The sequence below is a fragment of the Micromonospora sp. NPDC048063 genome (assembly GCF_043202855.1).
Classification (GTDB): domain Bacteria; phylum Actinomycetota; class Actinomycetes; order Mycobacteriales; family Micromonosporaceae; genus Micromonospora.
On sequence record NZ_JBIDBG010000004.1, the window covers coordinates 617634 to 643271 of the forward strand.

A 25638-nucleotide genomic window follows, 5' to 3' on the forward strand; every position below is an offset into this window, starting at 1 on the left:
GCGCTCACCTGTCACACCCACCCATCACGGGGTCCAGCGAGGCGCCGCCGGCGATCACGTCGGCGATCAGGCCGCCCTCGGCCATCGCCGGGAGGGCCTGGAGGTTGACGAAGCTCGGTTCGCGGTAGTGCACCCGGTACGGCCGGGTGCCGCCGTCGGAGACGGCGTGTACGCCCAACTCGCCGCGCGGCGACTCGATGCCGACGTAGACCTGGCCCGGCGGCACCCGGAAACCCTCGGTGACGAGCTTGAAGTGGTGGATCAGCGACTCCATCGACTGACCCATGATCTTCGCGACGTGCTCCAGCGAGTTGCCCATGCCGTCGACGCCGATGGCGAGCTGTGCCGGCCAGGCGATCTTCTTGTCGGCCACCATCACCGGGCCCGGCCTGAGGCGGTCCAGTGCCTGCTCGACGAGCTTGAGCGACTCCCGGATCTCGGCGAGCCGGACCAGGTAGCGGCCCCACACGTCGCCGTCGGTGTGCGTCGGCACGTCGAACTCGTACGTCTCGTAGCCGCAGTACGGCATCGTCTTCCGCAGGTCCCAGGCGAGGCCGGCGGAGCGCAGCACCGGGCCGGTCACGCCGAGCGCGAGGCAGCCGGTCACGTCGAGCACCGCGACGTTCTTCGTCCGCTCGAGCCAGATCGGCTGCCCGGAGAGGAGGTCCTCGTACTCCTTGAGCCGCTTCGGCAGCAGCTTCAGGAACTCGCGGATCTTCACGATCGCCTCGTCCGGCACGTCCTGGGCCACGCCGCCCGGCCGGACGTACGCGTGGTTCATCCGCAGGCCGGTGATGATCTCGAAGATCTCCAGGATGTACTCACGCTCGCGGAAGCCGTAGAGCATCATGTTGATCGCGCCCAGTTCCATGGCGGTGGTGGCCACCCAGACCAGGTGCGAGGAGATCCGGTTCAGCTCCATCATGAGGACCCGGATGGTGGTCGCCCGCTCGGTGACCTGCTCCTCGATCCCGAGCAGCTTCTCCACCGCCAGCGCGTACGCCGTCTCGTTGAACAGCGGGGAGAGGTAGTCCATCCGGGTCACGAAGGTGCTGCCCTGGACCCAGTTGCGGTATTCGAGGTTCTTCTCGATGCCGGTGTGCAGGTAGCCGACGACCGAGCGGGCCTCGCGGACCGTCTCGCCCTCCAGCTCCAGGATCAGCCGGAGCACGCCGTGCGTCGACGGGTGCTGCGGGCCCATGTTGACGACGATCCGCTCGTCGTTGATGGGGTCGGTGCCCGACACGACGCTGTCCCAGTCGCCACCGGTGACGGTGAAGACCTTGCCCTCGGTGGTGTCGCGCTCGGTGGCGTAGTTCGACGTGGTCACTGGTACGACCTCCGCTGGTCCGGCGGTGGAATTTCAGCGCCCTTGTACTCGACGGGCACGCCGCCGAGCGGGTAGTCCTTGCGCTGCGGGAAGCCCTCCCAGTCGTCCGGCATGAGGATCCGGGTCAGGCTGGGGTGGCCGTCGAAGACGACGCCGAACATGTCGTACGTCTCGCGCTCCTGCCAGTCCGCCGTCGGGTAGACCGAGGTGACGCTCGGCAGGTGCGGGTCCTCGGCGGAGACCGCGGCCTCCAGCCGCACGCGGCGGCGGTAGGTCATCGAGGTGAGCTGGTAGACGACGTGCAGCCGGCGCGAGTCGGCGCCCAGGTAGTCCACACCGGACACCGAGGAACACAGCTCGAAGCGGAGCGCCAGGTCGTCCCGCATCACCTGGCAGACCTCGGCGATCCGCTCGGGGCGTACGTGCAGGGTCAACTCGCCCCGGTCGACCACGACCTTTTCGATGGCGTCGCCGAAGGCCGGGTACGCCTCCTCCAGCGCGTCGCGGACCTCGTCGAAGTAGCTCCCGTACGGCCGGGGGGCGTCCTCGATGGTCCGGCGCTGCCGGACCAGGCCGCCGAAGCCGGAGACGTCGCCGGAGCCCTGGTTGCCGAACATGCCCCGGCCCGCCGGGCTGGCCGGCGGGTGCTCGGCCGGGGCCCCGCTGGTGGCGCCGGCCGGCGTCACCGGCACCGGCACGCCGCCGTCGTTCGCCTTGTGGTTAGGTGCGGTCACTTGACGCCCCCGTGCTGCAGGTGGTTCTGGGCCTTCATCCAGTTCTCGATCCGCAGCTGCTCCTCGCGGCCCTCGCGGACCGCCTTGGTCCACTCGGCCCGCCGGGCCTTGTCGCTGCGGTACGACGACGGCATCGAGCCGTACGGGACGACCGGGACGTCACCGCGCTCCTTGCGCGCCTCGAGCATCTTGCGGCCGTTCGGGCCGAGCGGCTCGTGCATGATCTTCTCGCGCAGCTTGAGGACCGCGTCGATGAGCATCTCGGGCCGGGGCGGGCAGCCGGGGAGGTACATGTCCACCGGGACGACGTGGTCGACGCCCTGCACGATGGCGTAGTTGTTGAACATGCCGCCGCTGCTGGCGCAGACGCCCATCGAGATGACCCAGCGGGGCTCCGCCATCTGGTCGTAGATCTGGCGCAGCACCGGGGCCATCTTCTGGCTCACCCGGCCGGCCACGATCATCAGGTCGGCCTGGCGGGGCGAGGCCCGGAAGACCTCCATGCCCCAGCGACCCATGTCGTAGTGCGGGCCACCGGCGGCCATCATCTCGATCGCGCAGCAGGCCAGGCCGAAGGTGGCGCCCCAGACCGACGACTTCCGCGACCAGTTGACGAGCTTCTCCACCGAGGTGAGCAGGACACCTGCGGGGAGCTTCTCCTCGATACCCATCTGAGGTTCCTCCCTCAGTCCCAGTCCAGGCCGCCACGCCGCCAGACATAGGCGTACGCGACGAAGACCGCGACGATGAACAGGACCATCTCCACGAAGCCGAAGATCGGCAGGACGTCGAACGAGACCGCCCAGGGGTAGAGGAAGATGATCTCGATGTCGAAGACGATGAAGAGCATCGCCGTCAGGTAGAACTTGATCGGGAACCGGCCGCCACCGACCGGCTGCGGGCTGGGCTCGATGCCGCACTCGTACGCCTCGAGCTTGGCTTTGTTGTAACGCCGGGGACCGGCGAAGCGGGCGGCGCCCACGGAGAACAGCGCGAACCCCGCGGCGAGGGCGAACAGCCCGATGATCGGTGCGTAAGGCGAGAGCGACATCGTTTTCTCCTGCTCGTCCTTCCCTGCCCCTGGTCCTTGACGAAAATCACACTATTCACGTCCCCCGCGACGGCTGTCGCCGGGGGGTCGATCTCTGTCCGCGCCGCGGTCGTCGCCGGCCGCGGGCCCGGCCGTCACACGAGCCCGCCGTCGTTCGGCGGCTGCGGGGCTCGCAAGCTCACTCGTCGCGCTACACGGCTGGTGCCACCTTCGTCATCGCGTTGATGACCCGGTCCATCGCGTCCCCGCCACGGGGGTCGGTCAGGTTGGCCAGCAGCTTGAGCACGAAGCGCATCAACATCGGGTGCGGCATGCCGTGCTTCGTGGCCATCCGCATGATCTCGGGACGGCCGATGAGCTTCACGAAGACGCCGCCGAGCCGGTAGTAGCCGCCGAAACGGGCCTTCAGTTCCGCCGGGTAGGCCGTCAGGGCGCGCTCGCGCTCGGCGCCGGCCGGGCGCGCGAGGGCCTGCACGGCGATCTCCGCGGCCATCTCACCGGACTCCATCGCGTACGCGATGCCCTCGCCGTTGAACGGGTTGACCATGCCGCCGGAGTCGCCGACCAGCATCACGCCGCGGGTGTAGTGCGGCACCCGGTTGAAGCCCATGGGCAGCGCGGCGCCGAGGATCGGCCCCTCCGCGTTCGCCTCGTCGGTCATGCCCCAGTCCGCCGGGGTGTTGGCCAGCCAGTCGGTGAGCAGCCGGCGGTAGTTCGTCTTGCCGAACGCGGACGAGGAGTTGAGCACGCCGAGGCCGACGTTGACCCGGCCGTCGCCGAGCCCGAAGATCCAGCCGTACCCGGGCAGCAGGTTGTCGCCGCTGTCCTTGCTGCGCAGTTCCAGCCAGGACTCCAGGTAGTTGTCGTCGTGCTTGGCGGGCGAGCGGTAGTAGCGCCGGACGGCGACCCCGATCGGCCGGTCCTCCCGCTTGGCCAGCCCGAGGGCGAGCGGGAAACGGCCGGACACTCCGTCGGCCGCGACCACCAGCGGGGCGTGGAAGGTGGCCGGCTCCTTGTCCGGGCCGACCTCCGCCTCGACGCCGACGACCCGGCCGTCCGGGTCGAGCACCGGGCCGGTGACGTTCACGCTGGTGCGCAGCTTGGCGCCGGCGGCGACGGCCCGCTGGGCGAGCAGGTCGTCGAAGTCCAGCCGGGTGCGCACCAGGCCGTAGTTGGGGAAGCTCGCCAGGTCGGGCCAGTCCAGCTCCAGCCGGACGCCGCCGCCGATCACCCGCAGGCCCTTGTTCTGCAGCCAGCCCGCCTCGGGCGAGGTGTCCACGCCCATCCGGATCAGCTGTCGCACGGCACGCGGGGTCAACCCGTCGCCGCAGACCTTCTCGCGGGGGAACTCCGTCTTCTCCAGCAGCAGCACCCGTACGCCGTGCCGAGCCAGGTGGTACGCGGTAGCCGACCCACCGGGACCGGCGCCCACGACGATCACGTCGGCGTCATGCTCCACCGCGGTCATCTCGCGCCTCCTCCCGCATGCTCGTGAAATCCTTCACAAGCCAGACGGAGGGAGTCTATGACCGGTGTCATAACCACGCCTGATCAGGGGTACCTAACTTGCCGGAAACCCACCCGTCGGGGTCGGGACCGGGCGGCGGGCGGGTCAGGACCGGATGCCGGCGGCGGTCGGCGCCGGGCGTCAGTGCCGGGCGGGAGCGGCCGCGCCCAGGCCGGCGTCGAGCCGGATCGTCTCGGGCAGGTGCTCGCGCAGCGCGCCGCCGGCGGCGCGGTCCAGCGCGGCCAGCACCTCGGCCACCACCTGCCGGACGTCGGCGGGATCCGCGCCGGCCAGCTCCCTGAGCTGCGCGATGAGTTCCGCGGCGTCGTCGTCGGTGGCCTCCACACCGGTCGGCTGCTCTGGTCCCGTCATGGGGGCGAGCTTAACGGCGCAAAGTGGACTAAAAACGGATATTCACAAAACAGCCGCTTTCCCAGCGGGTACGGCGCGCCGATCGGCCTCCCGTCGACACCGGCCGCCGCCCCGGAAGCGGGCCGTCCGGCGCCGCGCCGCCGCTCATGGCGCGCGACCTGCCGGCGCCGTGCCCCGCCTAGTCGCGGACCGCCCGGTGCAGTGCCGCCAGGCCGCCGGTCAGGTTCCGCCAGGCCACCGAGCCCCAGCCCGCCGCCTGGATCCGCTGCGCCAGCGCGGCCTGGTCCGGCCACGCCCGGATCGACTCGATCAGGTAGACGTACGCGTCGGGGTTGCTGGAGACCACCCGCGCCGCCGTCGGCAGCCACCGCATCAGGTACGACAGGTAGGCGGTGCGGAAGACGGCGTTGGTGGGGTGGCTAAGCTCACAGATCACCAGCCGGCCGCCGGGCCGGGTGACCCGCGCGAACTCCCGCAGCGCGGCCTCGGTGTCGACGACGTTGCGCAGCGCGAACGAGATGGTCACCGCGTCGAAGACGCCGTCGGCGAAGGGCAGCCGCAGCGCGTCGCCGGCCAGCAGCGGCACCGCCGGACGGGTGCGCTTGCCGGCGTGCAGCATGCCCAGCGACAGGTCGGCGCCGACCGCGTACGCCCCGGAACGGGCCAGTTCCTCGGTGGAGACACCGGTGCCCGCGCCCACGTCGAGCACCCGCTCGCCCGGGCGCAACCCGAGCGCCTCCCGGGTGGCCCGGCGCCACGCCCGGTCCCGGCCGGCCGTCATCACCGTGTTGGTCAGGTCGTAACGAGCCGCCACGCCGTCGAACATCGCGGCGACCTCGTGCGGCTGCTTGTCCAGGCCGGCGCGCTGGCCCGGCGGGGTACGGCTCACCCCTCCACTCTGCCAGCCCGGCTCCGGCCGACGCCCGGCGGGTGCGTGACAGGGGCGGGGAGGCCGCCCACCCCGCCCCTGCGCGCGTACGTCAGTCGGTGGACTTCTCGTCGCCGGGGTTGACCAGGACGATGTCGCGCCGCCGGGAGATCAGCAGCAGCGCGCCGCCGGCCAGCAGCACGGCGGCGCCGATGCCGCCGATCAGGCCGGCCTGCACGCCGGTCACCGGCAGCCCGCCGCCGTCACCGTCACCGTCACCGTCGCCGCCGCCCGTGCCGCCGCCCGGGGTCGTGGTCGTGGTCGGGGTCGGCTCGCCGCTCGGGGTCGGCGTCGGGGTCGGGTTCGGCGTCGGCTGCGCCGACAGGTCCACGAACGCCTCGAAGGTCGCGTGGTTGTCCATCGGCTCGGCCTCGGTGAAGCTCTTCCGCTGCGCCGGGCTGGCAACCTGCGCCTCCGCCTCCGGCTCGCCCTCGGCGGCGTCCAGCCCGTACGCGAAGAGGTCGCCCTCCCGGAGCACCGGCTCGGTGACGTCGTCGCCGACCTTCACCGTCACGTCGGCGGTGTAGTACTGCCCCCGGCGGATGATCGCGCCGGCGTCCTCGCACAGCGCCCGCGCCCTGCCGAGGAACTCGTCCTCGACGCAGCTCTCCGGCAGCGTCACGAAGCTCACACCCGACGGGAGCATGAGGCCGTAGAAGAGACCGGTCGCGGGGCGGCTGCCGTCGTTGTAGACCGCCCAGTCCAGCGGGACCGTCTCGCCCCGGCGTACGGGCTTCAGGTCGGGCTCGTCGGTCACCGCCCCGTCGACCACGACGTTGGCCTGGACGTCCTGCACCCAGGCGGTGAGGTCGTAGCCCGGCTTCGTCACGGTCACCGGCACTTCGATGTCCTTGTTGTTCTCCAGGTCCGGGTCGCCGGTGGCCGAGCTGACCGTCACCCTCAGCACGCCGCCGTCGCCCCTGCCGCCGGTGCTGAACAACGGGATGCCGAAGTCCTCGCTGGTGCCACCCCGCAGGCCGCCGAGGAGGCAGGTGAAGGTCCTGCCGGTCACCTCGCAGCCGTCCGGCACGACGTAGCCGACCCGCTTGGCCTTGAGGCCGCTGGGGTCGACCTCCACCGTGACGTCCTTGGCGTCGACGCCGTCGGTGAGGTTCTGGACGGTGAACTTGAACGGCTTGGCCTTCGCCGCCTTGACGCCCTTGGCCAACTGGTAGCTGGTCGGCTTCAGGGCGAGGTCCGCCTGGTCGGCGGCGTACGCCGGAACGGCGACGGTGGCCAGGCCGCCCGCCGCGAGGAGCGCCACGGCTCCGGCGCGGGCCAGGGCCGAGCGGTGGAACAGGGTCATCGGTCCCCCGGGGGTTAGGGAAGAAACGGATGGTTGCGGAACCGAGCGGACCGTATCGAAGCATGACGTGGTGCGCCAGCAGGGCGGATCATCTTTCATCCGTCCGTCCGGTTCGGTCGAACGGACGGACGGGGCGGGACGGTCGCCCGTCCCGCCCCGTCTCCAGGGTCGTGCGCCCGGCCGGTGCGGGCCGACGGGGCCGGCCGTCAGGCCGTCGGCTTCTCGTCGCCCGGGGTCACCAGGACGACCCGACGCCGCCGCGCCACCAGGAACATCGCCGCGCCGGCGACCAGCACCGCGCCGCCGACGCCGACGATGAGGCCGGTCTGCGCGCCGGTCACCGGCAGCGGACCCTCGTCGTCGTCGCCGCCACCCTCGCCGCCGCCGTCGCCGCCACCGGTTCCGGCGGCGGTCACCACGACGGCGAAGTCGTCGCGGTTGTCGGTCGGATCGACGTCGCCGGCCTGCGCGGCGCGGGAGCCGCCCGGCCGGTGCAGGAACGACGGCAGGGCCGAGCGCTTGCGGGCCAGGTTCGCCTCGGTCGCCGGAAGCTCACCGCGCGCGCTGACCGTGACCTCGCCGCCGGCCAGGCTGACCGGCGCCTCGACGCCGGCGGCGACCTTCACCGGGAAGGCACCGAGGACGCCCTCGCGCGGGGCCAGCTGGAGCAGCCCGGCCCGGCAGTCGGCGGACCGCAGGTCGGCGGCGTACTCGCACTCCTTGACCTGGATGCTGTCGTCGAAGGTCACGCCTTTGGGCAGGGCGATCTTGAGGTCGAGGCCGTCGGCGATCCGGTCGCCCTGGTTCTCGACGAACGCGAGGACCGTGGTCGCGTCGCCGGGGTTCAGCGGCCCGGTCGGCGGGTCCTCCTTCAGCACGTCGTCGAAGGCGAGTTGCTCCTTGACGTCGGGCACCACGACGCCGAGGTCGACGCCGCTCTCCTTGCTGATCTCGATCTGGACGGTCGCGGAGTTGTTGTCGGGGTTGGTGTCGTCCGGCGACTCGACGGTCAGCGTGACCGGGGCGGAGTACGGCTCGTCCACGTCGGGGACCCGCTTGATCATGACGATCGGCAGCTCGACGGTCTCCCCGGGCCCGGGGATCTGCTCCTCGGGCACGACGCAGGTCCACAGCACCGGCTTCTCCGCGCCCTCGCCCGAACAGCCCTTGGTGGCCGGGAAGAAGGCCACCTCGCCGTAGTGGTCCACCTTGGAGGTGTCGGCCTTGACGACGAGCGAGGACGGCGTGCCGGGGCCGTTGTTCGTGACCTTGGCGTACGCCGTCTTGATCCGGGTCCCCTCGGCCACCTTGGTGCCGACGACGGCGGTGACGGAGAGGTCGGCGGCGCTCCCGGCGGCGTGGGCCGGCGTGCCGACGGCGGTGAACGCGCCGGAGGCGAGCAGCGCGGCGGCGCCGAGCCGCGCCAGCGGTCGGTTGGGCAGTTTCATCTCGAGTCCCCCGTGAGGTGTGGCTGCTGGTCCGGACCGCACACTAACGGCCGGTGATGCCGTGTGCCGCCCCGGACGCGCCCGAAAGCTGAGCGTCCCTCCAGGAATGTCCGGTCGGTGGCGGCCGGCGCACGGAACGGACAGTGGGGGCGGGATGGTCACCCATCCCGCCCCCACTGCCGTGCGTTATGTGAACGACCCTCGCGGGTCGATGGAGGACGACCGTCAGGCCGTCGGCTTCTCGTCGCCCGGGGTCACCAGGACGACCCGACGCCGCCGCGCGATCACGAACATCGCCGCGCCCGCGACCAGCACCGCGCCGCCGATCCCGCCGATCAGCCCGGTCTGCGGACCGGTCAGCGGCAGGCCCGGCTCCTCGCCGCCGCCACCCGCGCCGCCCTTGGCGGTCACGACGACAGCGTACGCGTCGGTGTTGTCGGTGGCGTCCACCTCGGTGGCCGCCACGGCCTCGGCGTTGGCCGGGAGGGCGCTCTTGCCCGCGGCGCGGACGGTGGTCGCCTGGCTGCCGAGCGCCTCGACGGTGACCTGGCCACCGGTCAGGCTGCCGGCCTTGACGTCCTTGCCGACCGAGAGCAGGTGGTAGAACCGGCCACCCGAGATCAGGTCGTCGCCGTCCTTGTCCTGCGACGCCGGGATCAGGTCGGCGTCGCGGTAGGTGCAGACGAGCGAGGTCTTGCCGGAGTTGTACTCGCAGCCGTCCTCGACCTCGGCGAAGGTCACGCCCTTGGGCAGCTTGACGCTGATCTTCAGCCCGGCGGCGGTGGCGTCGCCCTGGTTGAAGGCGGAGTAGATGAGCTGGGCGGTGTCGCCGGCACGCAGGTCGCCCGCGACCTTGATCTTGTCGCCCTCCACCGTGACGGCCTTGGTCACGTCGCCCGCGACCACGGTCAGGTCCGGGCCGGTGCCCTCGACCTTGACCTTGACGGTCACCTCGTTGTTGGACTCGTCGGGGTCGGTGCCCTCGTGCAGGATGATGGCGCTGATCTGACCGGCGTCACCCGTCGCCTCGCCCTTGCGGGTCAGCGGGAAGCCCCAGTCGATGTCGCGGCCGGCGGGCAGGACGCCGCCCTCGATCCCGCACAGGATCAGGCCGTCCTCGCGCGGGCTGCAGCCGCTCTCGTCGATGTCGACCTTGGTGGTGTCCAGCTTGCTGATGTCGAGGCCGACCAGGACGGCGGTCGCGTCCACCTTGCTCTTGTTGAGCAGGGAGACGGTCGAAATCTTGCCGGGCGCACCGACCGCGATGGTGGTGCCGGTGGCCTCGATGGCCAGGTCGGCCGAGGTGTCGGCCAGGGCCGGGGCGGCGAAGAGGCCCGCGGCCAGGATCCCGGCGGCGCCGGCGCCGGCAACAGCCAGCGCACGGTTACGGAAGATCATGGAGAGTTCCCCCCGTTGGGGTGCAGGAAAGGTACGGCCGGGGACGTTAGCGGTCCGCGGTCACCCTCGCCACCCCTCGCAGTCGGCCGGGTTGACCAGTGCCGCTAAGAATCGCTTAAGGATTGCCCGAATTGATATGTCTTACTGTTCGCTGACCCCCGGCCGCTCGGCTGGAACGGCAACGAGATTGACATCAACGGCTGGCAACCACTCATCCGATCGGGCGGGCGGCGGAAGCACCGCCGGCCACGCTCGGTCAACTCCGTGTTCACCGACCGGTCGACGAACCGCAGACACCCCACCGTCCGTCGACGGTGGGGTGTCGGGTGGTGCGGCGGTAGCTCAGCGGGCGTCGACCAGCGGAAGGGCCTTCCCGGCGCCGCCGCCCGGCAGCGCGATCGAGGAGAAGTGCGACACGACCCGCTCGTCGGTCGGGTCGTCGGCCGGCGTCCGGTGCACGGCCAAGCGGTTGTAGAGGGTGTCCCGCTGGGCGGGGATCCGGTCCGCCGAGCGGATCATGCCGATCAGCTCGTGCAGGTTGGAGCGGTGCCGTGCGCCGGCGGAGGAGATGACGTTCTCCTCCAGCATGATCGAGCCGAGGTCGTCCACGCCCATGTGCAGGGCGAGCTGCCCGACGTCCTTGCCGGTGGTCAGCCAGGACGCCTGCAGGTGCGGCACCGTCTCGAAGAAGAGCCGGGCCACCGCGACCAGCCGCAGGTATTCCAGCGTGGTGGCCTGGGTCCGGCCCTTGAGGTGGTTGTTCTCCGGCTGGTACGTCCACGGGATGAACGCCCGGAAGCCCCGGGTGCGGTCCTGCACGTCGCGGATCATCCGCAGGTGCTCGATCCGCTCGGCAGCGGTCTCGCCGGTGCCCATCATCATCGTGGCGGTCGACTCGACGCCCTGCCGGTGCGCCAGCTCCATGACCTCCAGCCAGCGCTCGCCCGACTCCTTCAGCGGCGCGATCGCCGTGCGGGGACGCGCGGGCAGCATCTCCGCACCGGCACCGGCGATCGAGTCCAGCCCGGCCGCCTTGATCCGCGCGATGGCCTCGTCCAGGCTGACGCCGGAGACCTTGGCCATGTGCAGGATCTCGCTCGGGCCGATGGAGTGGATGGCGAGCTGCGGGTACGCCTTCTTGACCGAGGAGAACAGCTCCTCGTAGTACTCCACGCCGTAGTCCGGGTGGTGCCCGCCCTGGAGCATGACCTGGGTCGCGCCCAGCTCGACCGCCTCGCCGCAACGGCGCAGGATCTCCTCGGTCGGGTGGGTCCAGCCCTCCTTGTGCTTGGGGGCCCGGAAGAACGCGCAGAACTTGCACGCCGTCACGCAGACGTTGGTGTAGTTGATGTTGCGGTCGATCAGGTACGTGACAATGTTGTCCGGATAGCGCCGCCGGCGTACGGCGTCGGCCGCCTCGCCCAGGGCGTGGAAGGGCGCCTCGGTGTACAGCAGCAGGGCCTCCTCGGGCGTGATCCGCCCGCCGTCCGCGCCGCGCTGCAGGATGTCGTCGATCTCCCGGCTCACCGTCACACCTCCGAGCGTACGTCGCCCCGGCCGGCCCGACCGCCTCGGCCCGACAGGCTGCGGCTCACCCCACACCTTGCTGGTGTGCTGGTTCAGCTCTCGAATGGCGATCTGCTCCGCCGAACGGATGTAGAGCGAATTGCCATACGGATCACGCGTCGTAGTCGACCGTGAGCCTGTCGGTGGTCGGGCTGGACTGGCACGTGAGGACGTAGCCGGCGGCCACCTCGTCCGGCTCCAGGGCGTAGTTGCGGGCCATCGTGACCGCGCCGTCGACGACCTTGGCCTTGCAGGTCGAGCAGACCCCGCCCTTGCAGGCGTACGGCAGCTCGCCGCGGACCTTCAGCGCCGCGTCCAGCACCCGCTCGTCGCGGCCCATCGTGAAACTCGACGAGCGGCCGTCCAGCACGATGGTCACCTCGGCGCCGGCCCCCGGCTCGTCGGCCGGACGTCGCGGCGGGGCCGGGGCCTCGTCGACGTGGAACAGCTCCGTGTGAACCGCCGACTCCGGCACCCCACGCCCGGTGAGCACCTCCCGGGCGTCCACCACCATGCCGTACGGGCCGCAGAGGAACCACTCCTCGATGACGTCGCCGGGGACGATGGTGGCCAGCAGCCGGCCCAGCCGGTCGGCGTCGATCCGGCCGGAGAGCAGCGGAGACTCGCCCTGCTCGCGGGAGAGCACGTGCACCAGGTGCAGGCGGGTCGGATAGCGGTCCTTCAGGTCGGCGAGCTCCTCGGCGAACATCACCGTGTTGGCCGTGCGGTTGCCGTACACCAGGGTGAAGGTGCTGGCCGGCTCGACGGCGAGCGCCGTCGCGACCAGCGCGAGCACCGGGGTGATCCCCGAACCGGCGACCACCGCGCCGTAGTGGCGGGCCCGGTCCGGCGCGAAGGCCGTAGTGAAGTTCCCGAGCGGCGGCAGCACCTCGACCGTGTCGCCGCCCCGCAGGGCGCCGCAGGCGAACGCCGAGAACGCGCCGCCCGGGATCTCCCGCACGCCGATCCGCAGCCGGCCGTGCCGCGCCAGGTCCTCCGGAGTGGAGCAGATGGAGTACGACCGCCGCACGTCCTCCCCCGCGTCGGTGCCGCGCCGGACGGTGAGGTGCTGACCGGCGGAGAACGCGAAGGTCTCCCGCAGCTCCGGCGGCACCGCGAAGGTGATCGCCACGGCGTCGTCGGTGAGCCGGTCGACGGCGGCGACGGAGAGCGGGTGGAAGACCGGCCGGCGGCGGACCGGGCGGGTGATGGTGACAGTCACAGCGCCTTCAGGTGGTCGAAGGGTTCACGGCAGGAACGGCAGCGCCAGAGCGCCTTGCACGCGGTGGAGCCGAAGCGGCTGACCTGCTCGGTCTCCGGCGAGCCGCAGCGCGGGCAGCGGACGGCGAGGGTCAGCGGCACCACGCCGCTGGCGCGGACGGGGGCCGGCGGGGCGATGCCGGCGGCGGCGAGCTTGGCCCGGCCGGCGGCGGAGATCCAGTCGGTGCTCCACGCCGGGCTGTAGACGGTGCGCACCTCGGCGTCGGGATGGCCGGCGGCGGCCAGGGCCCGGCGGATGTCCGCGCGGATCACGTCCATCGCCGGGCAGCCCGTGTAGGTGGGGGTGATGGTCACGACGACCCGGCCGGTCGCCGGGTCCTCGTCGACCGCCCGCAGGATGCCGAGGTCGGCGATGGTGACGACCCGGATCTCCGGGTCCACCACCGCCGACGCGGCCTCCCTCGGGTCGGTCACCGGTGCTCCCTCACCAGCGCGCCCCGGGGTGGGCGCGGTGCAGCACCTGCATCTCGGCGAGCAGGTAGGACAGGTGCTCGGTGTGCACCCCGTCCCGCCCGCCGGCCGGCGCCCAACCGCCCTCCGGCCGGGTCAGCGTGGCCTCGTCGAGCACGGCGGAGACGGTGGCGTCGAAGTCGGCCCGCAGGGTGGCCGGGTCGACCGGTGCCGCCGGGTCCGCCGCGAACAGCTCGTGCGCGTACGGCCAGACCTGCTCGACGGCCGCCTGCATGCGCCGGTGCGACTCCTCGGTGCCGTCACCCAGCCGCCTCACCCACAGCGAGGCGTGGTCGAGGTGGTAGGCCGACTCCTTGCGGGCCTTGGCCCCGATCGCGGCCAGCCGCTCGTCGGCGCAGCCGGCCAGCGCGGTGTAGAGCGGGAGCTGGTACGCCGAGAGGAAGAGCAGCTTCGCCATGGTGACCGCGAAGTCGCCGTTCGGCAGCTCCACGAGGAGGCAGTTGCGGAACTCCCGGTCGTCGCGGAGGAACGCCAGCGCGTCCTCGTCCCGGCCGGCGCCCTCCAGCTCGCCCGCGTACGACAGCAGGAGCCGGGCCGCGCCGAGCTGGTCGAGGGCGATGTTCGCCAGCGCGATGTCCTCCTCCATCTCCGGCGCGCGGGTGGTCCACTCGGCCAGCCGCTGCGCCGCGATCAGCGCGTCGTCGCCGAGGGCGAGGGTGAAGTCGAAGGGGCCGGTCACGCCGCCACCTCGCTCCGCTCGGCGGCGGCGCGACGCGCCCCGGTGCTGAGCCGAATGGTTCGCTCGCTGCGCTCGCTCACAGGTGGGCCACCCCGTCCGGCACCTCGTAGAAGGTGGGGTGGCGGTAGACCTTGTCGGCCGCCGGGTCGAAGAAGGCGTCCTTCTCGTCGGGGCTGGACGCGGTGATCGCGCCCGCCGGCACCACCCAGATGGAGACGCCCTCCTGGCGGCGGGTGTAGAGGTCCCGCGCGTTACGCAGGGCCAGCTCGGCGTCGGGGGCGTGCAGGCTGCCGACGTGGGTGTGCGACAACCCGCGCCGCGCCCGCACGAAGACCTCCCACAACGGCGAAGGATCGCTCACGCCGCGCTGATCCGTTCGCTCGCTACGCTCGCTCACGCCGCCACCTTCTCCTTCTTCTCCGCCCGCTTGGCGGCGTACGCCGCGGCGGCCTCACGCACCCAGGCTCCGTCGGTGTGGGCACGGCGACGGTGCTCCGCCCGCTGCCGGTTGCACGGCCCGTCCCCCTTGATCACCCGCATCAGCTCGTCGTAGTCCGGCTGGGTGAAGTCGTACGACTGCCGGGACTCGTTCCAGCGCAGACCCGGGTCGGGGATGGTCAGGCCGAGGATCTCGGCCTGCTGCACGCACATGTCCACGAAGCGCTGGCGCAGCTCGTCGTTGGAGAACCGCTTGATCTTCCAGGCCATGGACTGCGCCGAGTGGGTGGAGTCGGTGTCCGGCGGGCCGAACATCGCCAGCGACGGGTACCACCAGCGGTCGACGGCGTCCTGCGCCATCGCCTTCTGGGCGGGCGTGCCGTGCGCCAGGGTGTGCAGGATCTCGTAGCCCTGCCGCTGGTGGAACGACTCCTCCTTGCAGACCCGGATCATCGCGCGGGCGTACGGCCCGTAGGAGCAGCGGCAGAGCGGCACCTGGTTGACGATCGCGGCGCCGTCCACCAGCCAGCCGATCGCGCCGACGTCCGCCCAGGTCAGCGTGGGGTAGTTGAAGATCGAGCTGTACTTCTGCCGGCCGCTGAGCAGCAGCTCGACCAGCTCGTCCCGGCTGATCCCGAGGGTCTCGGCGGCGGCGTAGAGGTAGAGGCCGTGGCCGGCCTCGTCCTGGACCTTGGCCAGCAGGATGGCCTTGCGCTTGAGCGAGGGGGCTCGGCTGATCCAGTTCCCCTCCGGCTGCATGCCGATGATCTCGGAGTGCGCGTGCTGGGCGATCTGCCGGATCAGCGTCCTGCGGTACGCCTCGGGCATCCAGTCGCGCGGCTCGATCTTCTGGTCGGCGTCGATGACCTCGGCAAAGTAAGCCGCGAGGTCCTCGTCGGGGCCGGGGGCACCGGCGCGCCGCCCCCGCTCGGCGGCCTCCCGCAGCGCCGCCTCCGCCGCCTCGACCTCGCCGAGCAGGCCACCGCCGGGTGCGTCCTCGGCGGAGAAGTCGTTGCCATACATGGGGCCAAGTGTTACAGCTCGCAACTCGCCGCACCAGAGGTGTGTAACAGGTTTCCGAGGACAGTTCGGGACGGATGACGAGCCTCGGCCGGGCGACCAAACTATGACTTGGGTCACGCGGCGAAGACGAATTCCCCCAATAGCCGCATAGCGGTCCGATATCCCGCCTTCATGGCAAGTTGCCAGGTGTCATGTTCTGGCGTGCCGCCGATCCGCACGTAGACTTCCCCCGGTCACACCGATCGGCTGCCGACGATCGCCCCCAGGAACACGGAGGCCGCCCCCGGCCTCGGCGAGCCGCCGATCCGTCCGGACAACAAGCCGGTCCCCCCGGCCCTGACATCTGGAGCTCATCCACTCATGCGATCCCGCGTGACCCTGGTGCTCGCCGTCGTGGCGGTCCTCCTCGGTGGCGGCCTGCTCGTGCCCGCCGCGTACGCCCGACTCGCCGGCGACGACGCCGCGAGCGGCGGAAGCGGCGGCGGCAGCGTCGCGGCACCGGCGCCCACCCCACCCGCGCCGCCGACCCTGGCCGCCGGCCCGGTGTCGGTGAGCTTCAAGGGCGAGTTCTTCTCGTGGGCCCTGATGGACCGGGAGACCGGCGAGATCTCCGGCGCCAAGAACATGGCCTCGACCAGCTCCACCGAGTCGATGATCAAGGCCTGGTTCGCGGCCGACTACCTCCGCCAGCTCGGCGACAAGCCCGTGCCGGCCGAGCGGAAGAAGCAGATCTCCGCCGCCATCCGCAACAGCGACGACGACGCCGCGAACGCCCTCTACAACGCGGTGGGCCGCGCCGCGACGATCAAGCGGATGACCAGTACCTGCGAGCTGACCGACACCAAGCCGGGCAACGTGCCGGGCTACGTGGGCTGGTGGAGCTTCACCCGGATGTCCCCCCGCGACGCCGTCCGGCTCGGCGACTGCATCGGCGACGGCACGGCCGCCGGCCCGAAGTGGACCGACTACCTGCTGGACGAGATGAGCAAGGTCAAGGGCACCACCGCCGCCAAGGACCAGAAGGCCCGTTCGGGCGGCGGCCGTTGGGGCATCATCGACGGGCTCCCCCAGTCGATCCTCAGCCAGGGCCCGGTCAGCATCAAGAACGGCTGGACCCCGCTGAACTACGACGGCAACTGGCACGTCAACTGCCTCGCGGTCACCGACAAGTGGAGCCTCGCGGTGATGCTGCGCTACCCGCAGAAGAGCGGGCTGGACTACGGCGCGCAGACCTGCGCCTCGGTCGCCAGCCAGCTGGTGACCCCGCAGCCGGGCGCCGCCCTCAAGGTGCCGCAGCAGCCGGTCGGGAAGCTCTGATGGCCGGGCAGCGCCGGGACGACCGGCGCGGCGACGCCTCCCCCGTCAAGCTGATCGCCGTCGCGGTGGTCCTGGTCTGCCTGGTGCTCGTGTCCCTGCGGCTGCTGCCGGGCTCGCCGTTCGAGTCCACCGCCGCCGCCCGCTGGGGTGACCCCGCCGTGCCGACCGACCGCGGCGCGAGCACGCCGGGCGACCGCAGCTCGCGGCAGTCGCCGTCGCCGTCACCGTCGCCCAGCGCGACGCCGGAGCCGCTGCCGTTCGAGGCGAGGGACCTCGACCTGGACATCGAGGGCTGGTACTCCTGGAGCGTCCTCGACCGCCGGACCGGCGAGATCATCGGTTCGGACAACATGGACGAGACCAGCACCACCGCCTCGCTGATCAAGGCCTGGATCGTGGCCGACTACCTGCGCCGCGCCGCCGATGCCGGCCAGACCCCGAGCGACGCCAAGCTCGCCGACGCCACGAAGATCATCCGGGACAGCGACAACACCCGGGCCGAGCAGTTCTACAACACCGTCGGCCGGTCCGCCTCGATCAAGCGGCTGATCTCGCTCTGCGAGCTGACCGACAGCAAGGTCGCCCCCGACGGCGGATGGAGCCGCACGGCGCTCTCCCCCCGCGACACCGCCCGGATGGGGGCCTGCATCGCCGACGGCCGGGCCGCCGGGCCGAAGTGGACGACGTGGCTGATCAAGGAAATGCGGCTGGTCCGGGGGGCGGGCGACTTCGGCATCCGTAAGGCGTTCCCGGCCGCGGAGCGCAAGACCATCGCCATCAAGAACGGTTGGATCGACCGGACCAGGGAGCAGGAGATGCACATCAACTGCCTGGCCATCGGCGACACCTGGACGATGGGCGTGATGGTCCGCTACCCGATCGGCAAGGGCTACGAGTACGGCATGAAGAACTGCCAGAAGATCACGGAAGCCCTCCTCCGCGACCCCGTCTGACCCCTCGCCGCCGATCGAGGCGGTCGCGGGCGGGCGGGGTCAGCCCGTGAAGAAGTCGGGGCCCGTGTCGGGAAGGGACGGGGCGGCGCCGAGGGCGGCGGCGCGGCGCGCGAACTCGCGCAGGCCGGCCACCTGGCGGTCGCCGAGCGAGAAGTCCAGCGCCCGGAAGTACGTCGCCAGGGTCTCCGCGTCGAACGGCTCCCAGCGCGCGCCGGCCTCGGCGACCTGGTCCAGCTCCGAGAGGCAGAGGTCCCGGGAACGCAGGAACGCGTCGTGCACCTCCTTGACCAGACCCGGGTGGGCGGCGGCGAAGTCCCGGCGTACGGCCCACACGGCGAAAACCATCGGCAGGCCGGTCCACTCCCGCCACGCCTGCCCGAGGTCGGTGACCTCCAGCCCGCGCTTCGGCGCCTCGTAGAGCGCGCGCAGCGCCACGTCGCCGATCAGCACCCCGGCGTCGGCCTCCAGCAGCATCTGGGTCAGGTCCGGCGGGCAGCGGAAGTACTCGGGGTTCACCCCGTACCGCTCGCCGAGCAGGAGCTGGGCCAGGAGGACCCCGGTCCGCGAGGTCGAGCCCAGCGCCACCTTTCCGTGGTCGAGCTCGGCCAGCGGGCGGGTGGAGACGATGTTGACCGACAGCACCGGGCCGTCGCTGCCGACCGCCAGGTCGGGCAGGAGCAGCAGTTCGTCGGCGTGGCGCAGGTACTCCACGTGCGAGATCGGGCCGATGTCCAGGTCACCGGCGACCAGCGCGGCGCTCAGGCGGTCCGGCGAGTCCTTGTGCAGGTCGACGTCGATCAGGGCGCCGGAGCGCATCAGCCCCCAGTAGATCGGCAGGCAGTTCAGGAACTGGATGTGCCCGACCCGGGGGCGTGCGACGTGCTCAGCCATGCCCCGACCGTATCCCCGCCACTCGCCCGGGGCTCACCGGGTCGGCGTCGGAGTGGCCAACCCCGCATCCACCGCGGCGTCGGAGGCCGGGGCCGTGCCGGCCGGGACGGCGTCCGCGACCGGCGGACCGGCGGGCGTCGGCGCGGGGGCAGCGGGGGCCGCTTGGGCCGCGGGGGCCGCTTGGGCCGCGGGGGCCGCTTGGGCCGCGCGGCGGAGGGGGACCGAGACGGCGGCGACCGCCAGCAGGCCGGCCAGCCCGCACCCGGCGACCAGCGGCCGGGGATCGGCCGCCTCCAGCAGGAGGCCGCCGGCCAGGAAGCCGACCATCGCGGCGCCCTGGACCGCCGCGCCGAAGGAGGCGAAGGCGCGGCCCCGCGCCGCCTCCGGCACCCGGCGGGCCAGCAGCACGTTGTTGAAGACGTTGCTGCCGCCGTTGAAGATGCCGCCGGTCAACCAGATCGGCACCAGCAGCAGGGCCGTCGGCACGGCCGCCGAGGCCAGCACCATCGCGCAGCACCCGCCGAGCAGCGCCAGGCTGGCCCGGACCAGCCCGGCATCGCGGTCGAGCCGCCGGACCACCCGCGCGAAGAGCCACGCGCCGGCCAGGGCGCCGAGCGTCCAGGCGCCGGTCACCAGCCCGTACATCGTGGTCGAGCTGCCCAGCGTCTCCCGGATGAAGAACACCTCGATCACGTTGATCGCCCCGACGGCGCCGAACACCCCGGCGACGCTGGCGACCATCGCCACCAACAGCGGGTCGTGTCGCAGCCGCCAGGCCGGGGGCACCGCCGCGTCGCCGGCCGCCGCCGGCCCACGGCTTCCCCTGCGGGTACGGATCAGCAGCCCGGCCGCCACCAGCGCCAGATAGCTGCCGGCGCCCACGAGCAGCGGCAGGCGCGTGCCGAACTCGCCCACCAGCAGCCCGGCCAGCGCCGGGCCGGCGAGCGAGCCCAGGGTGCCGGCCGACTGGTTGAGCGCGCTGGCCCGGGGCAGGTCCTCGGCCCGCACCATCGCCGGCACCAGCGCCGAGAGCACCGGCTGGGTGACGGCGAGGCCGGTGGCGAGCAGCGCCACCAGCGCGATGACCAGAACCGGGTGCCCGGCGTACGCGAGCGTGAGGCAGATGCCGGCCTGGGCCAGCCCCGCGGTCACCAGCAGGATTCGGCTGTCCACCCGGTCCGCGAGGCGGCCGGTCAGCGGCGCGAACGCCACCAGCGGCAGGGTCGCGGCGAGCAGCAGGCCGGACACGGCGAGCCCGCCCGCGCCGGCCGACTGCAACGCCAACGTGAGCGTGCTGGCGGCGAGGAAGTCACCGCAGGTGGCCACGCCCCGGGCGGTGGTGGCGAGCCAGACGTCCGGCCAGCGCGACGGACCAGATGCGAAGGACATACTTCGAAAATAATCCTTCACATCTGTCGGGTGCAATCCCCTTTCAGTCGACCGGCAACGCCTTGTAGTGCACCGAGACGGTGCGCGCCCCGGCCGGCGGGTCCACCCGCGACCGTTTGCGGTACGGCTCGAACAGGCGGTCCACCGCCTCGTTCAGCTCGCTCAGCTCCGCTGCGGTGAGCAGCAGTTGCGAGTCGGCGAGCCGGCTCGCCTCGTACCACTCGGCCGGCTCGTCGGGCGCGCGCCGCAACCAGTCGCGGCTGCGCTCCAGGTCGCGGGCCAGCCACGCCTCCACCAGCGCACGCTCGGCTGCCTGGGCCTCCGGCGCCGTCCCGCGCCCGGCGTCGACGGTCCAGCTCGGGCTGACCACCCGCCAGACGCGCTCCCGCGCGTCGCCGCGGTTCGGCGCCTGCTCCACCAGGCCCGCCTTCGCCAACTCCCGCAGGTGGTAGCTGGTGGCGCTCGGCGACAGGCCGACGATCTCCGCGCACTCCGTGGCGGTCGCGCCGGCCTCGATCGAGCTGAGGTGTTCCGTGATCGCGAGTCGGGCCGGGTGGGCCAGCGCCCGCATCACCTGCGGATCGCTGATGGTCACCCGGGGTCGCTCGGCAGGCGGCTCGGTCATCCCCCCATGATCCCGGCCGCCGGTCGTCGACCACCACCGGCAACGGCAGGACGGTGCGCCGGAGCCGGCAGCGCCGACCGGTCAGCACACCGGCGCATGGGCGCCGGGCCCGGAGGGCGGTGAATTCGGTGGAGCGGGAGCCGGTGTACGCGTAGGCTGGCAGGTCGCTTGACGGCCGAGGTGAGGTGAGCACCGCATCGGACGTCCCGCGCCGGGGGCCGGCCATCCGCCCGCCGGACACGCGAGCGATCAGCAGATGACCTCGATGGGATTCAGCGTGACCGCAGTCGACCTCCACCTCGACACCGACCTCGCCGCCGAGCGCGAGCACCTCGCCACCTCCCGGGCCGCCCTGGCCCGGATGCGGGAACGCGCCCAGGCCCTCTTCGCCACCGGCGACCAGGTGGCCGGCGACGCCTACGCCGCCGAGACGCTCGGGCGCACCCTGGCCCGCCGGGTCGCCGAACTCGCCGACGACCCGACCACGCCCCTCTTCTTCGGCCGCCTCGACTTCGGCCCGGCCACCGACGCGGCACCCGCCGCCGGCTCGGCCGCCGACGGCCGGACCGCCAACCCGTCCACCGCCGGCACACCCGCCGATGGCACGCCCGGTGGCAGCGACGACGGGGTGGATCCCGGGCACCCCGACCACGCCGGTCGGCGCTACCACGTGGGGCGACGGCACGTCACCGACGAGCGGGGCGAGCCGCTGGTGCTGGACTGGCGGGCACCCGTCTCCCGGTCGTTCTACCGGGCCAGCGCCCGCGACCCGCAGGGCGTGGCGGTACGACGCCGCTTCGGGTTCAGCAGCGGAACGCTCACCAGCTTCGAGGACGAGCACCTCGACCGGGGCGAGGAACTTGGCACGGCCAGCCGGATCCTGACCGCGGAGATCGAGCGGCCCCGCGTCGGGCCGATGCGCGACATCGTCGCCACCATCCAGCCGGAGCAGGACGAGTTGGTCCGGGCCGACCTGGCCGACTCGATCTGCGTGCAGGGCGCGCCGGGCACCGGAAAGACGGCGGTCGGCCTGCACCGGGCCGCTTACCTGCTCTACCTGCACCGGGAGCGGCTGCGCCGCGCGGGTGTGCTGATCGTCGGGCCGAACCGGGCCTTCCTGTCGTACATCGCGGCGGTGCTGCCGGCACTCGGCGAGGTCGAGGTCGAGCAGGCCACGGTGGAGGACCTGGCCGCCCGGGTGCCGGTGCGGGCGGTCGACGACCCCGCGGCGGCGGCCGTCAAGCACGACGTGCGGATGGCCGAGGTGCTGCGCCGGGCGATCGACGCGCACATCGGCGAGCCGACCGAGCCGATCATGGTCTCGGACGGCTCCTACCGCTGGCGGATCGGGCTGGACCCGCTGCACCGGCTGGTCGAGGAGACCCGCCGGGAGCGGTTGCCGTACGCCACCGGGCGGGAACGCGTCCGGGCCCGGGTGGTGGCTCTGCTCCAGCGGCAGGCCGAGGCGCGGCGGGCCGAGTCGCCGAGCGACGCCTGGCTGCGCCGGATGGGCAGGTGCGCGCCGGTCGCCGCCTTCCTCGACGCGGTCTGGCCGGCGCTCACCCCGGAAGGGCTGGTCCACCGGCTGCTCACCGACGCCGAGCTGCTGGCCGCCAGCGCCGACGGGTTGCTGACCGCCGACGAGCAGGCGCTGCTGCGCGGGACGCCCGACCTGGTGGCGGCAGGCGGCGCGGATGCCCCGCGTCCGGCGCGTCGCGCCGCGGCAGCCGGGACGAAGCTCGGACGCACCCCGAAGGCCACGAAGTGGACGGCGGCGGACGCCGTGCTGATCGACGAGGCGGCCGGGCTGGTCGAGCGGCCGGCCGGCTTCGGCCACGTGGTGGTCGACGAGGCGCAGGACCTGTCGCCCATGCAGTGCCGGGTGATCGCCCGACGCAGCGAGCACGGGTCGATAACGCTCCTCGGCGACCTGGCCCAGGGCACCGCACCGTGGGCCGCCGCCGACTGGCGGGAGTCCCTGCGCCACCTGGGCAAGCCGGACGCGGTGGTGGTCCCGCTGACGGTCGGCTTCCGGGTGCCCGCCGCCGTGGTCGCGTTCGCCAACCGGCTGCTGCCGGCGCTCGCCGTCGACGTGCCGCCGGCGGAGTCGCTGCGCCGCGACGGCGCGCTCGACGTGCGTACCGTCGCCGACCTGACCGCCGCGACGGTGGCCGAGGTGCGCGCGGCGCTGGCGTTCGACGGCTCGGTCGCGGTGATCGCCGCCGACGACGCGGTCGACGGGCTGCGGGCCGCCCTCGCCGCCGCCGGGCTCGAGACCGCGACCGTCGACGACCCGGCCGCCGCGGCGCGCGTCACGGTGGTGCCCGCGACCCTGGTCAAGGGCCTGGAGTACGACCACGTCATCGTCGTCGAGCCGGCGGCGATCGTGGCGGCCGAGCCGCGCGGCCTGCACCGGCTCTACGTGGTGCTCACCCGGGCCGTCTCCCGCCTCGCCGTGCTGCACGCCGCGCCACTGCCCGCACCGCTCGGCTGACCGGCCCTCTGTCGACGTGGTCGACGGTGAGCGCGGCGGTCGCCCGGGCGGTGTGCGGGCGCGAGGGCACACCGCCCCGGATCTCGGTGAGTCGCCGCTCCGTGCTCGTCACGACAGGCCACGATGGTCGCGTCAGTGCACCGGCACCCGCATCAGCACCGCGTCGTCGGCGCCGAGCACGGTGATCTCCGTGAACTCGACCTCGCTGGTGGTCCAGCTGTCGGCCCGGACGATGTACGTCCCGTTGACCACCGGCGCCTCGACGCTGTACCCGCGGTCGGTCCGCACCCGGACGCGCGTCGCGCCCTCGGGCGCGAGCCCCTCCATCACGCTCGCGTAACCCAGGGGGAGATCGCTCAGGGTGAGCACGGTTACGCCGCCGGCAACAGCGCAGGTACGCGGCGGGCAGTACAGCGGGTCCTGCCCCGGGTCCATCCGGCTGCTGCTCGAAATCCTGAGGTCGCCCCCGGGACGGGCCAGGCAGTAGGCGCTTCCGGTGCCGTTGACGACGATGGCGGCTCGGCGTCCGTCGGGCCACTCGACGGCGTTGACCAGTCGGTCGCCCGGACCGTCCACCCGGCACTGGGTCAGCACATCGGCGCGTTCCGGCTCCGCCATCGCGGTCAGCGGCCGGCCCGGCCCGGCGTCGCCGAGCAGTCGCGGCCCGACCTGCCACAACCCGACCCCGACGACCAGCACGAACGCGGTGGCCAGCGCGGTGGCCAGGATGCCCGGCCAGCCGCGTCGCGCGGGGTCCTCGGCCCGCTGGACGATCTCGCCCAGCGGGGTGACCGGCAGCCGCTCGTCGGCGAGCAACCGGTCGAAAGCGTCACGGACCTGCTGCGTCGGGTCAGTCATCGAGGTGCTCCCTGAGGGCGACGAGTCCACGGTGCAGGAGGGTCTTGACGGTGCCGGCGGGGCAGCCGAGCGTCTCGGCGATCTCCCGCTCCGGCAGGTCGAGGTAGTAGCGGAGGAACAACGCGGCGCGCTGCCGGGGCCGGACCCGGCGCAGCGCCGCCCGTACCGACGCGGACTCGTGCGGCGCCGTGACCGGGTGCGTCGGGTCGGCGAAGGCGTGCCGCCGTTCGAGGATGCGCCGTCGTACCCAGGAGGTGCAGCGGCTGGCCACCGCCCGCCGCAGCCAGCGCTCCGGTTCCCGCACCTGGGCCCGGCGGCGGTACAGGTCGATGAACGCCTCCTGCACGATGTCCTCCGCCGCGGCAGCGCTACCCGTGGTCAGGTACGCGAACGCCACCATCCCGCGGAAGTGCCGCTCGTACGTCGTCCCGAAGACGTCGTCCGCGACGTCCGCGAGCGTTGTCCGGCCTGTCATGCCCACTCCGCTCCCGCCCGCCGTCGAAGCGGGCGACACCGTACAGGCGCACGACGGCCGGCGACGGTTTCAGCCATCGGCGGCCCCACGGGGGTGGATTGGTTCACAGGTAGCCGGGCCAGCGGCCGGCGACGCCCCGCTGTCCGCCGAACCGCTGTCGATGGGCATGCTCGTGGTCCGGGTGGCGCTGCTGACGGCGCTGGCGCGTGGGCGTGCCGGCGCGACGAGGGTCGACGGTTCAGCTGACGTTTCGTCCGATCCGCCCCGTGGCGCGGCGGGTCGGTGCCACGATGCCGGCAGGGGCGCGTCGTGGTCGCCCCCCGCCGAGAGGGGTCGACGTGAGCACCGTCCCGCCGGGCACGCCCTGCTGGGCCGACCTCGCCACCCCCGGTCTCGCCGACGCGCGACGGTTCTACCCGGAGCTGTTCGGGTGGACGGGCCGGATAGACCCGGAGCCCGAGGCGGGCGGCTACACGGTCTTCCTGCTCGGCGGACGGGCGGTGGCGGGCGCGGGACCGCCGGCCATCCCCGACCAGGTGCCAATCTGGTCGACGTACCTGGCGACGGACGACGCGGACCTCGTGGCCGGCCGGGTCGAGCGGGCCGGCGGGCAGGTGGTGGTGCCGCCGTTCGAGGTCTTCGACCGGGGGCGGATGGCGGTCTTCACCGACCCGGCCGGGGCCGCCTTCAGCGTCTGGCAGCCGATGGCGATGCCGGGGGCCGAGGTGTTCGACACCCCGGGCGCGCTGACCTGGACCGAACTGGTCACCCCCGACCCGGACGGCGCCAAGGTCTTCTATGAGCTGGTCTTCGGCTGGCACCCGGACGACCAGCCGGCAGGCCCGATCACCTACACCGGCTGGCGGCTCGGCACCCGGATCGTGGCCGGCATGGTGCCGCCGCTGGGCGACGGGTTCCCGGCGGACACGCCCGCGTACTGGTCGGTGTACTTCGCGGTGGCCGACGCCGACGCGGCCGCCGCCCGCGCCGCCGAGCTGGGCGGCACGATCCTGGTCCCGCCCCAGGACGCCCCGGCGGGCCGCTTCGCCGCCCTCCGAGACCCCCACGGCGCCCTCTTCAACATCCTCACCCGCCCCTAACCCA

At 72.7% G+C, this 25638-nt stretch carries 25 protein-coding genes; 4 read left to right on the plus strand and 21 right to left on the minus strand.

The genetic code is table 11. From position 1 onward, the window contains the following. Positions 1–4: 4 nt before the first annotated feature. From ACGFZ2_RS14635 to paaA, 16 genes are all read right to left on the minus strand, one after another. Positions 5–1330 (minus strand): NADH-quinone oxidoreductase subunit D, encoded by a 1326-nt coding sequence (locus ACGFZ2_RS14635; RefSeq protein WP_393257480.1) that lies wholly within the window; start codon positions 1328–1330, stop codon positions 5–7. Continuing rightward, positions 1327–2064 carry an NADH-quinone oxidoreductase subunit C gene (locus ACGFZ2_RS14640; protein WP_350701878.1) on the minus strand — a complete coding sequence of 246 codons (738 nt, stop codon included), beginning with the start codon at positions 2062–2064 and terminating at the stop codon, positions 1327–1329. Before ACGFZ2_RS14640 ends, ACGFZ2_RS14635 begins: the two co-directional genes overlap by 4 nt. After that, positions 2061–2735: an NADH-quinone oxidoreductase subunit B family protein gene (locus tag ACGFZ2_RS14645; RefSeq protein ID WP_350701880.1), complete on the minus strand. Its 675-nt coding sequence runs from the start codon at positions 2733–2735 to the stop codon at positions 2061–2063. Before ACGFZ2_RS14645 ends, ACGFZ2_RS14640 begins: the two co-directional genes overlap by 4 nt. 14 nt (positions 2736–2749) lie before the next feature. Next, positions 2750–3115: an NADH-quinone oxidoreductase subunit A gene (locus ACGFZ2_RS14650; RefSeq protein ID WP_393257474.1), complete on the minus strand. Its 366-nt coding sequence runs from the start codon at positions 3113–3115 to the stop codon at positions 2750–2752. Between the two features lie 190 nt (positions 3116–3305). Further along, on the minus strand, positions 3306–4583 hold the full coding sequence (locus ACGFZ2_RS14655; protein ID WP_357452418.1) for a geranylgeranyl reductase family protein: 1278 nt from the start codon (positions 4581–4583) through the stop codon (positions 3306–3308). 180 nt (positions 4584–4763) lie between these two features. After that, a complete protein-coding gene (locus ACGFZ2_RS14660; RefSeq protein WP_393257472.1) occupies positions 4764–4994 on the minus strand; it encodes a hypothetical protein in 231 nt (76 codons plus the stop codon). 178 nt (positions 4995–5172) lie between these two features. Then, entirely contained in the window at positions 5173–5883 is a 711-nt protein-coding gene (locus ACGFZ2_RS14665; protein ID WP_357702014.1) for a demethylmenaquinone methyltransferase, read from the minus strand. Positions 5884–5974: 91 nt separating this feature from the next. Continuing rightward, entirely contained in the window at positions 5975–7228 is a 1254-nt protein-coding gene (locus ACGFZ2_RS14670) for a cell wall anchor protein (RefSeq protein WP_393453500.1), read from the minus strand. Between the two features lie 206 nt (positions 7229–7434). Further along, positions 7435–8676, minus strand: a complete 1242-nt coding sequence (locus ACGFZ2_RS14675) for an LPXTG cell wall anchor domain-containing protein (protein ID WP_393453503.1) — start codon at positions 8674–8676, stop codon at positions 7435–7437. Between the two features lie 225 nt (positions 8677–8901). After that, a complete protein-coding gene (locus ACGFZ2_RS14680) occupies positions 8902–10074 on the minus strand; it encodes an LPXTG cell wall anchor domain-containing protein (RefSeq protein ID WP_393257465.1) in 1173 nt (390 codons plus the stop codon). Between the two features lie 342 nt (positions 10075–10416). Next, the gene (gene mqnC, locus ACGFZ2_RS14685; protein WP_350701893.1) at positions 10417–11607 is read right to left on the minus strand and encodes a cyclic dehypoxanthinyl futalosine synthase; all 1191 of its coding nucleotides are present in this window, start codon (positions 11605–11607) and stop codon (positions 10417–10419) included. A 145-nt stretch (positions 11608–11752) separates the two neighbouring features. Next, on the minus strand, positions 11753–12862 hold the full coding sequence (paaE, locus tag ACGFZ2_RS14690) for a 1,2-phenylacetyl-CoA epoxidase subunit PaaE (RefSeq protein ID WP_393453506.1): 1110 nt from the start codon (positions 12860–12862) through the stop codon (positions 11753–11755). Then, positions 12859–13335: a 1,2-phenylacetyl-CoA epoxidase subunit PaaD gene (gene paaD / locus ACGFZ2_RS14695; protein ID WP_393453509.1), complete on the minus strand. Its 477-nt coding sequence runs from the start codon at positions 13333–13335 to the stop codon at positions 12859–12861. The genes paaE and paaD overlap by 4 nt, the downstream gene beginning before the upstream one ends. Positions 13336–13345: 10 nt before the next feature. Then, on the minus strand, positions 13346–14071 hold the full coding sequence (gene paaC, locus ACGFZ2_RS14700) for a 1,2-phenylacetyl-CoA epoxidase subunit PaaC (protein WP_393257454.1): 726 nt from the start codon (positions 14069–14071) through the stop codon (positions 13346–13348). Between the two features lie 76 nt (positions 14072–14147). Further along, positions 14148–14468 carry a 1,2-phenylacetyl-CoA epoxidase subunit PaaB gene (paaB, locus tag ACGFZ2_RS14705; RefSeq protein WP_350701900.1) on the minus strand — a complete coding sequence of 107 codons (321 nt, stop codon included), beginning with the start codon at positions 14466–14468 and terminating at the stop codon, positions 14148–14150. Next, on the minus strand, positions 14465–15532 hold the full coding sequence (paaA, locus tag ACGFZ2_RS14710; RefSeq protein ID WP_393453512.1) for a 1,2-phenylacetyl-CoA epoxidase subunit PaaA: 1068 nt from the start codon (positions 15530–15532) through the stop codon (positions 14465–14467). Before paaA ends, paaB begins: the two co-directional genes overlap by 4 nt. A gap of 360 nt (positions 15533–15892) precedes the next feature. Here paaA and ACGFZ2_RS14715 point away from each other — a divergent pair, with 360 nt between their 5' ends. Together ACGFZ2_RS14715 and ACGFZ2_RS14720 are read left to right on the plus strand one after the other, a co-directional pair. Continuing rightward, positions 15893–16849: a hypothetical protein gene (locus ACGFZ2_RS14715; RefSeq protein ID WP_393257449.1), complete on the plus strand. Its 957-nt coding sequence runs from the start codon at positions 15893–15895 to the stop codon at positions 16847–16849. Continuing rightward, entirely contained in the window at positions 16849–17802 is a 954-nt protein-coding gene (locus ACGFZ2_RS14720) for a hypothetical protein (protein ID WP_393257447.1), read from the plus strand. Before ACGFZ2_RS14715 ends, ACGFZ2_RS14720 begins: the two co-directional genes overlap by 1 nt. Before the next feature lie 39 nt (positions 17803–17841). Here ACGFZ2_RS14720 and ACGFZ2_RS14725 read toward each other — a convergent pair whose 3' ends face one another. From ACGFZ2_RS14725 to ACGFZ2_RS14735, 3 genes are read right to left on the minus strand one after another with little or no spacing between them, the layout of a single operon-like run. Then, on the minus strand, positions 17842–18693 hold the full coding sequence (locus tag ACGFZ2_RS14725) for a menaquinone biosynthesis protein (RefSeq protein ID WP_350701906.1): 852 nt from the start codon (positions 18691–18693) through the stop codon (positions 17842–17844). A gap of 33 nt (positions 18694–18726) precedes the next feature. Further along, a complete protein-coding gene (locus tag ACGFZ2_RS14730) occupies positions 18727–20082 on the minus strand; it encodes an MFS transporter (RefSeq protein WP_393453515.1) in 1356 nt (451 codons plus the stop codon). A gap of 43 nt (positions 20083–20125) precedes the next feature. After that, positions 20126–20707, minus strand: coding sequence for an ArsR/SmtB family transcription factor (locus ACGFZ2_RS14735; protein ID WP_393257441.1), 582 nt, complete (start codon positions 20705–20707; stop codon positions 20126–20128). A 256-nt stretch (positions 20708–20963) separates the two neighbouring features. Between ACGFZ2_RS14735 and ACGFZ2_RS14740 the strand changes: the two genes are divergently transcribed. Beyond that, entirely contained in the window at positions 20964–23201 is a 2238-nt protein-coding gene (locus ACGFZ2_RS14740) for a HelD family protein (RefSeq protein ID WP_393453518.1), read from the plus strand. Positions 23202–23333: 132 nt separating this feature from the next. Here ACGFZ2_RS14740 and ACGFZ2_RS14745 read toward each other — a convergent pair whose 3' ends face one another. Together ACGFZ2_RS14745 and ACGFZ2_RS14750 are read right to left on the minus strand one after the other, a co-directional pair. Then, entirely contained in the window at positions 23334–24059 is a 726-nt protein-coding gene (locus ACGFZ2_RS14745) for a hypothetical protein (RefSeq protein WP_393453521.1), read from the minus strand. After that, on the minus strand, positions 24052–24534 hold the full coding sequence (locus ACGFZ2_RS14750; protein ID WP_393453523.1) for a sigma-70 family RNA polymerase sigma factor: 483 nt from the start codon (positions 24532–24534) through the stop codon (positions 24052–24054). Before ACGFZ2_RS14750 ends, ACGFZ2_RS14745 begins: the two co-directional genes overlap by 8 nt. A gap of 338 nt (positions 24535–24872) precedes the next feature. Here ACGFZ2_RS14750 and ACGFZ2_RS14755 point away from each other — a divergent pair, with 338 nt between their 5' ends. Then, positions 24873–25634 (plus strand): VOC family protein, encoded by a 762-nt coding sequence (locus tag ACGFZ2_RS14755; RefSeq protein WP_357699207.1) that lies wholly within the window; start codon positions 24873–24875, stop codon positions 25632–25634. Positions 25635–25638: the final 4 nt, after the last annotated feature.

Bases quoted from the DNA above. Each gene is read 5' to 3' on its own strand.
- ACGFZ2_RS14645 (WP_350701880.1), bottom strand. From the start codon at position 2,735: ATGGGTATCGAGGAGAAGCTCCCCGCAGGTGTCCTGCTCACCTCGGTG.
- ACGFZ2_RS14650 (WP_393257474.1), bottom strand. From the start codon at position 3,115: ATGTCGCTCTCGCCTTACGCACCGATCATCGGGCTGTTCGCCCTCGCC.
- ACGFZ2_RS14655 (WP_357452418.1), bottom strand. From the start codon at position 4,583: ATGACCGCGGTGGAGCATGACGCCGACGTGATCGTCGTGGGCGCCGGT.
- ACGFZ2_RS14660 (WP_393257472.1), bottom strand. From the start codon at position 4,994: ATGACGGGACCAGAGCAGCCGACCGGTGTGGAGGCCACCGACGACGAC.
- ACGFZ2_RS14670 (WP_393453500.1), bottom strand. From the start codon at position 7,228: ATGACCCTGTTCCACCGCTCGGCCCTGGCCCGCGCCGGAGCCGTGGCG.
- ACGFZ2_RS14675 (WP_393453503.1), bottom strand. From the start codon at position 8,676: ATGAAACTGCCCAACCGACCGCTGGCGCGGCTCGGCGCCGCCGCGCTG.
- ACGFZ2_RS14680 (WP_393257465.1), bottom strand. From the start codon at position 10,074: ATGATCTTCCGTAACCGTGCGCTGGCTGTTGCCGGCGCCGGCGCCGCC.
- paaA (WP_393453512.1), bottom strand. From the start codon at position 15,532: ATGTATGGCAACGACTTCTCCGCCGAGGACGCACCCGGCGGTGGCCTG.
- ACGFZ2_RS14715 (WP_393257449.1), top strand. From the start codon at position 15,893: ATGCGATCCCGCGTGACCCTGGTGCTCGCCGTCGTGGCGGTCCTCCTC.
- ACGFZ2_RS14720 (WP_393257447.1), top strand. From the start codon at position 16,849: ATGGCCGGGCAGCGCCGGGACGACCGGCGCGGCGACGCCTCCCCCGTC.
- ACGFZ2_RS14725 (WP_350701906.1), bottom strand. From the start codon at position 18,693: ATGGCTGAGCACGTCGCACGCCCCCGGGTCGGGCACATCCAGTTCCTG.
- ACGFZ2_RS14730 (WP_393453515.1), bottom strand. From the start codon at position 20,082: ATGTCCTTCGCATCTGGTCCGTCGCGCTGGCCGGACGTCTGGCTCGCC.
- ACGFZ2_RS14735 (WP_393257441.1), bottom strand. From the start codon at position 20,707: ATGACCGAGCCGCCTGCCGAGCGACCCCGGGTGACCATCAGCGATCCG.
- ACGFZ2_RS14740 (WP_393453518.1), top strand. From the start codon at position 20,964: ATGACCTCGATGGGATTCAGCGTGACCGCAGTCGACCTCCACCTCGAC.
- ACGFZ2_RS14745 (WP_393453521.1), bottom strand. From the start codon at position 24,059: ATGACTGACCCGACGCAGCAGGTCCGTGACGCTTTCGACCGGTTGCTC.
- ACGFZ2_RS14750 (WP_393453523.1), bottom strand. From the start codon at position 24,534: ATGACAGGCCGGACAACGCTCGCGGACGTCGCGGACGACGTCTTCGGG.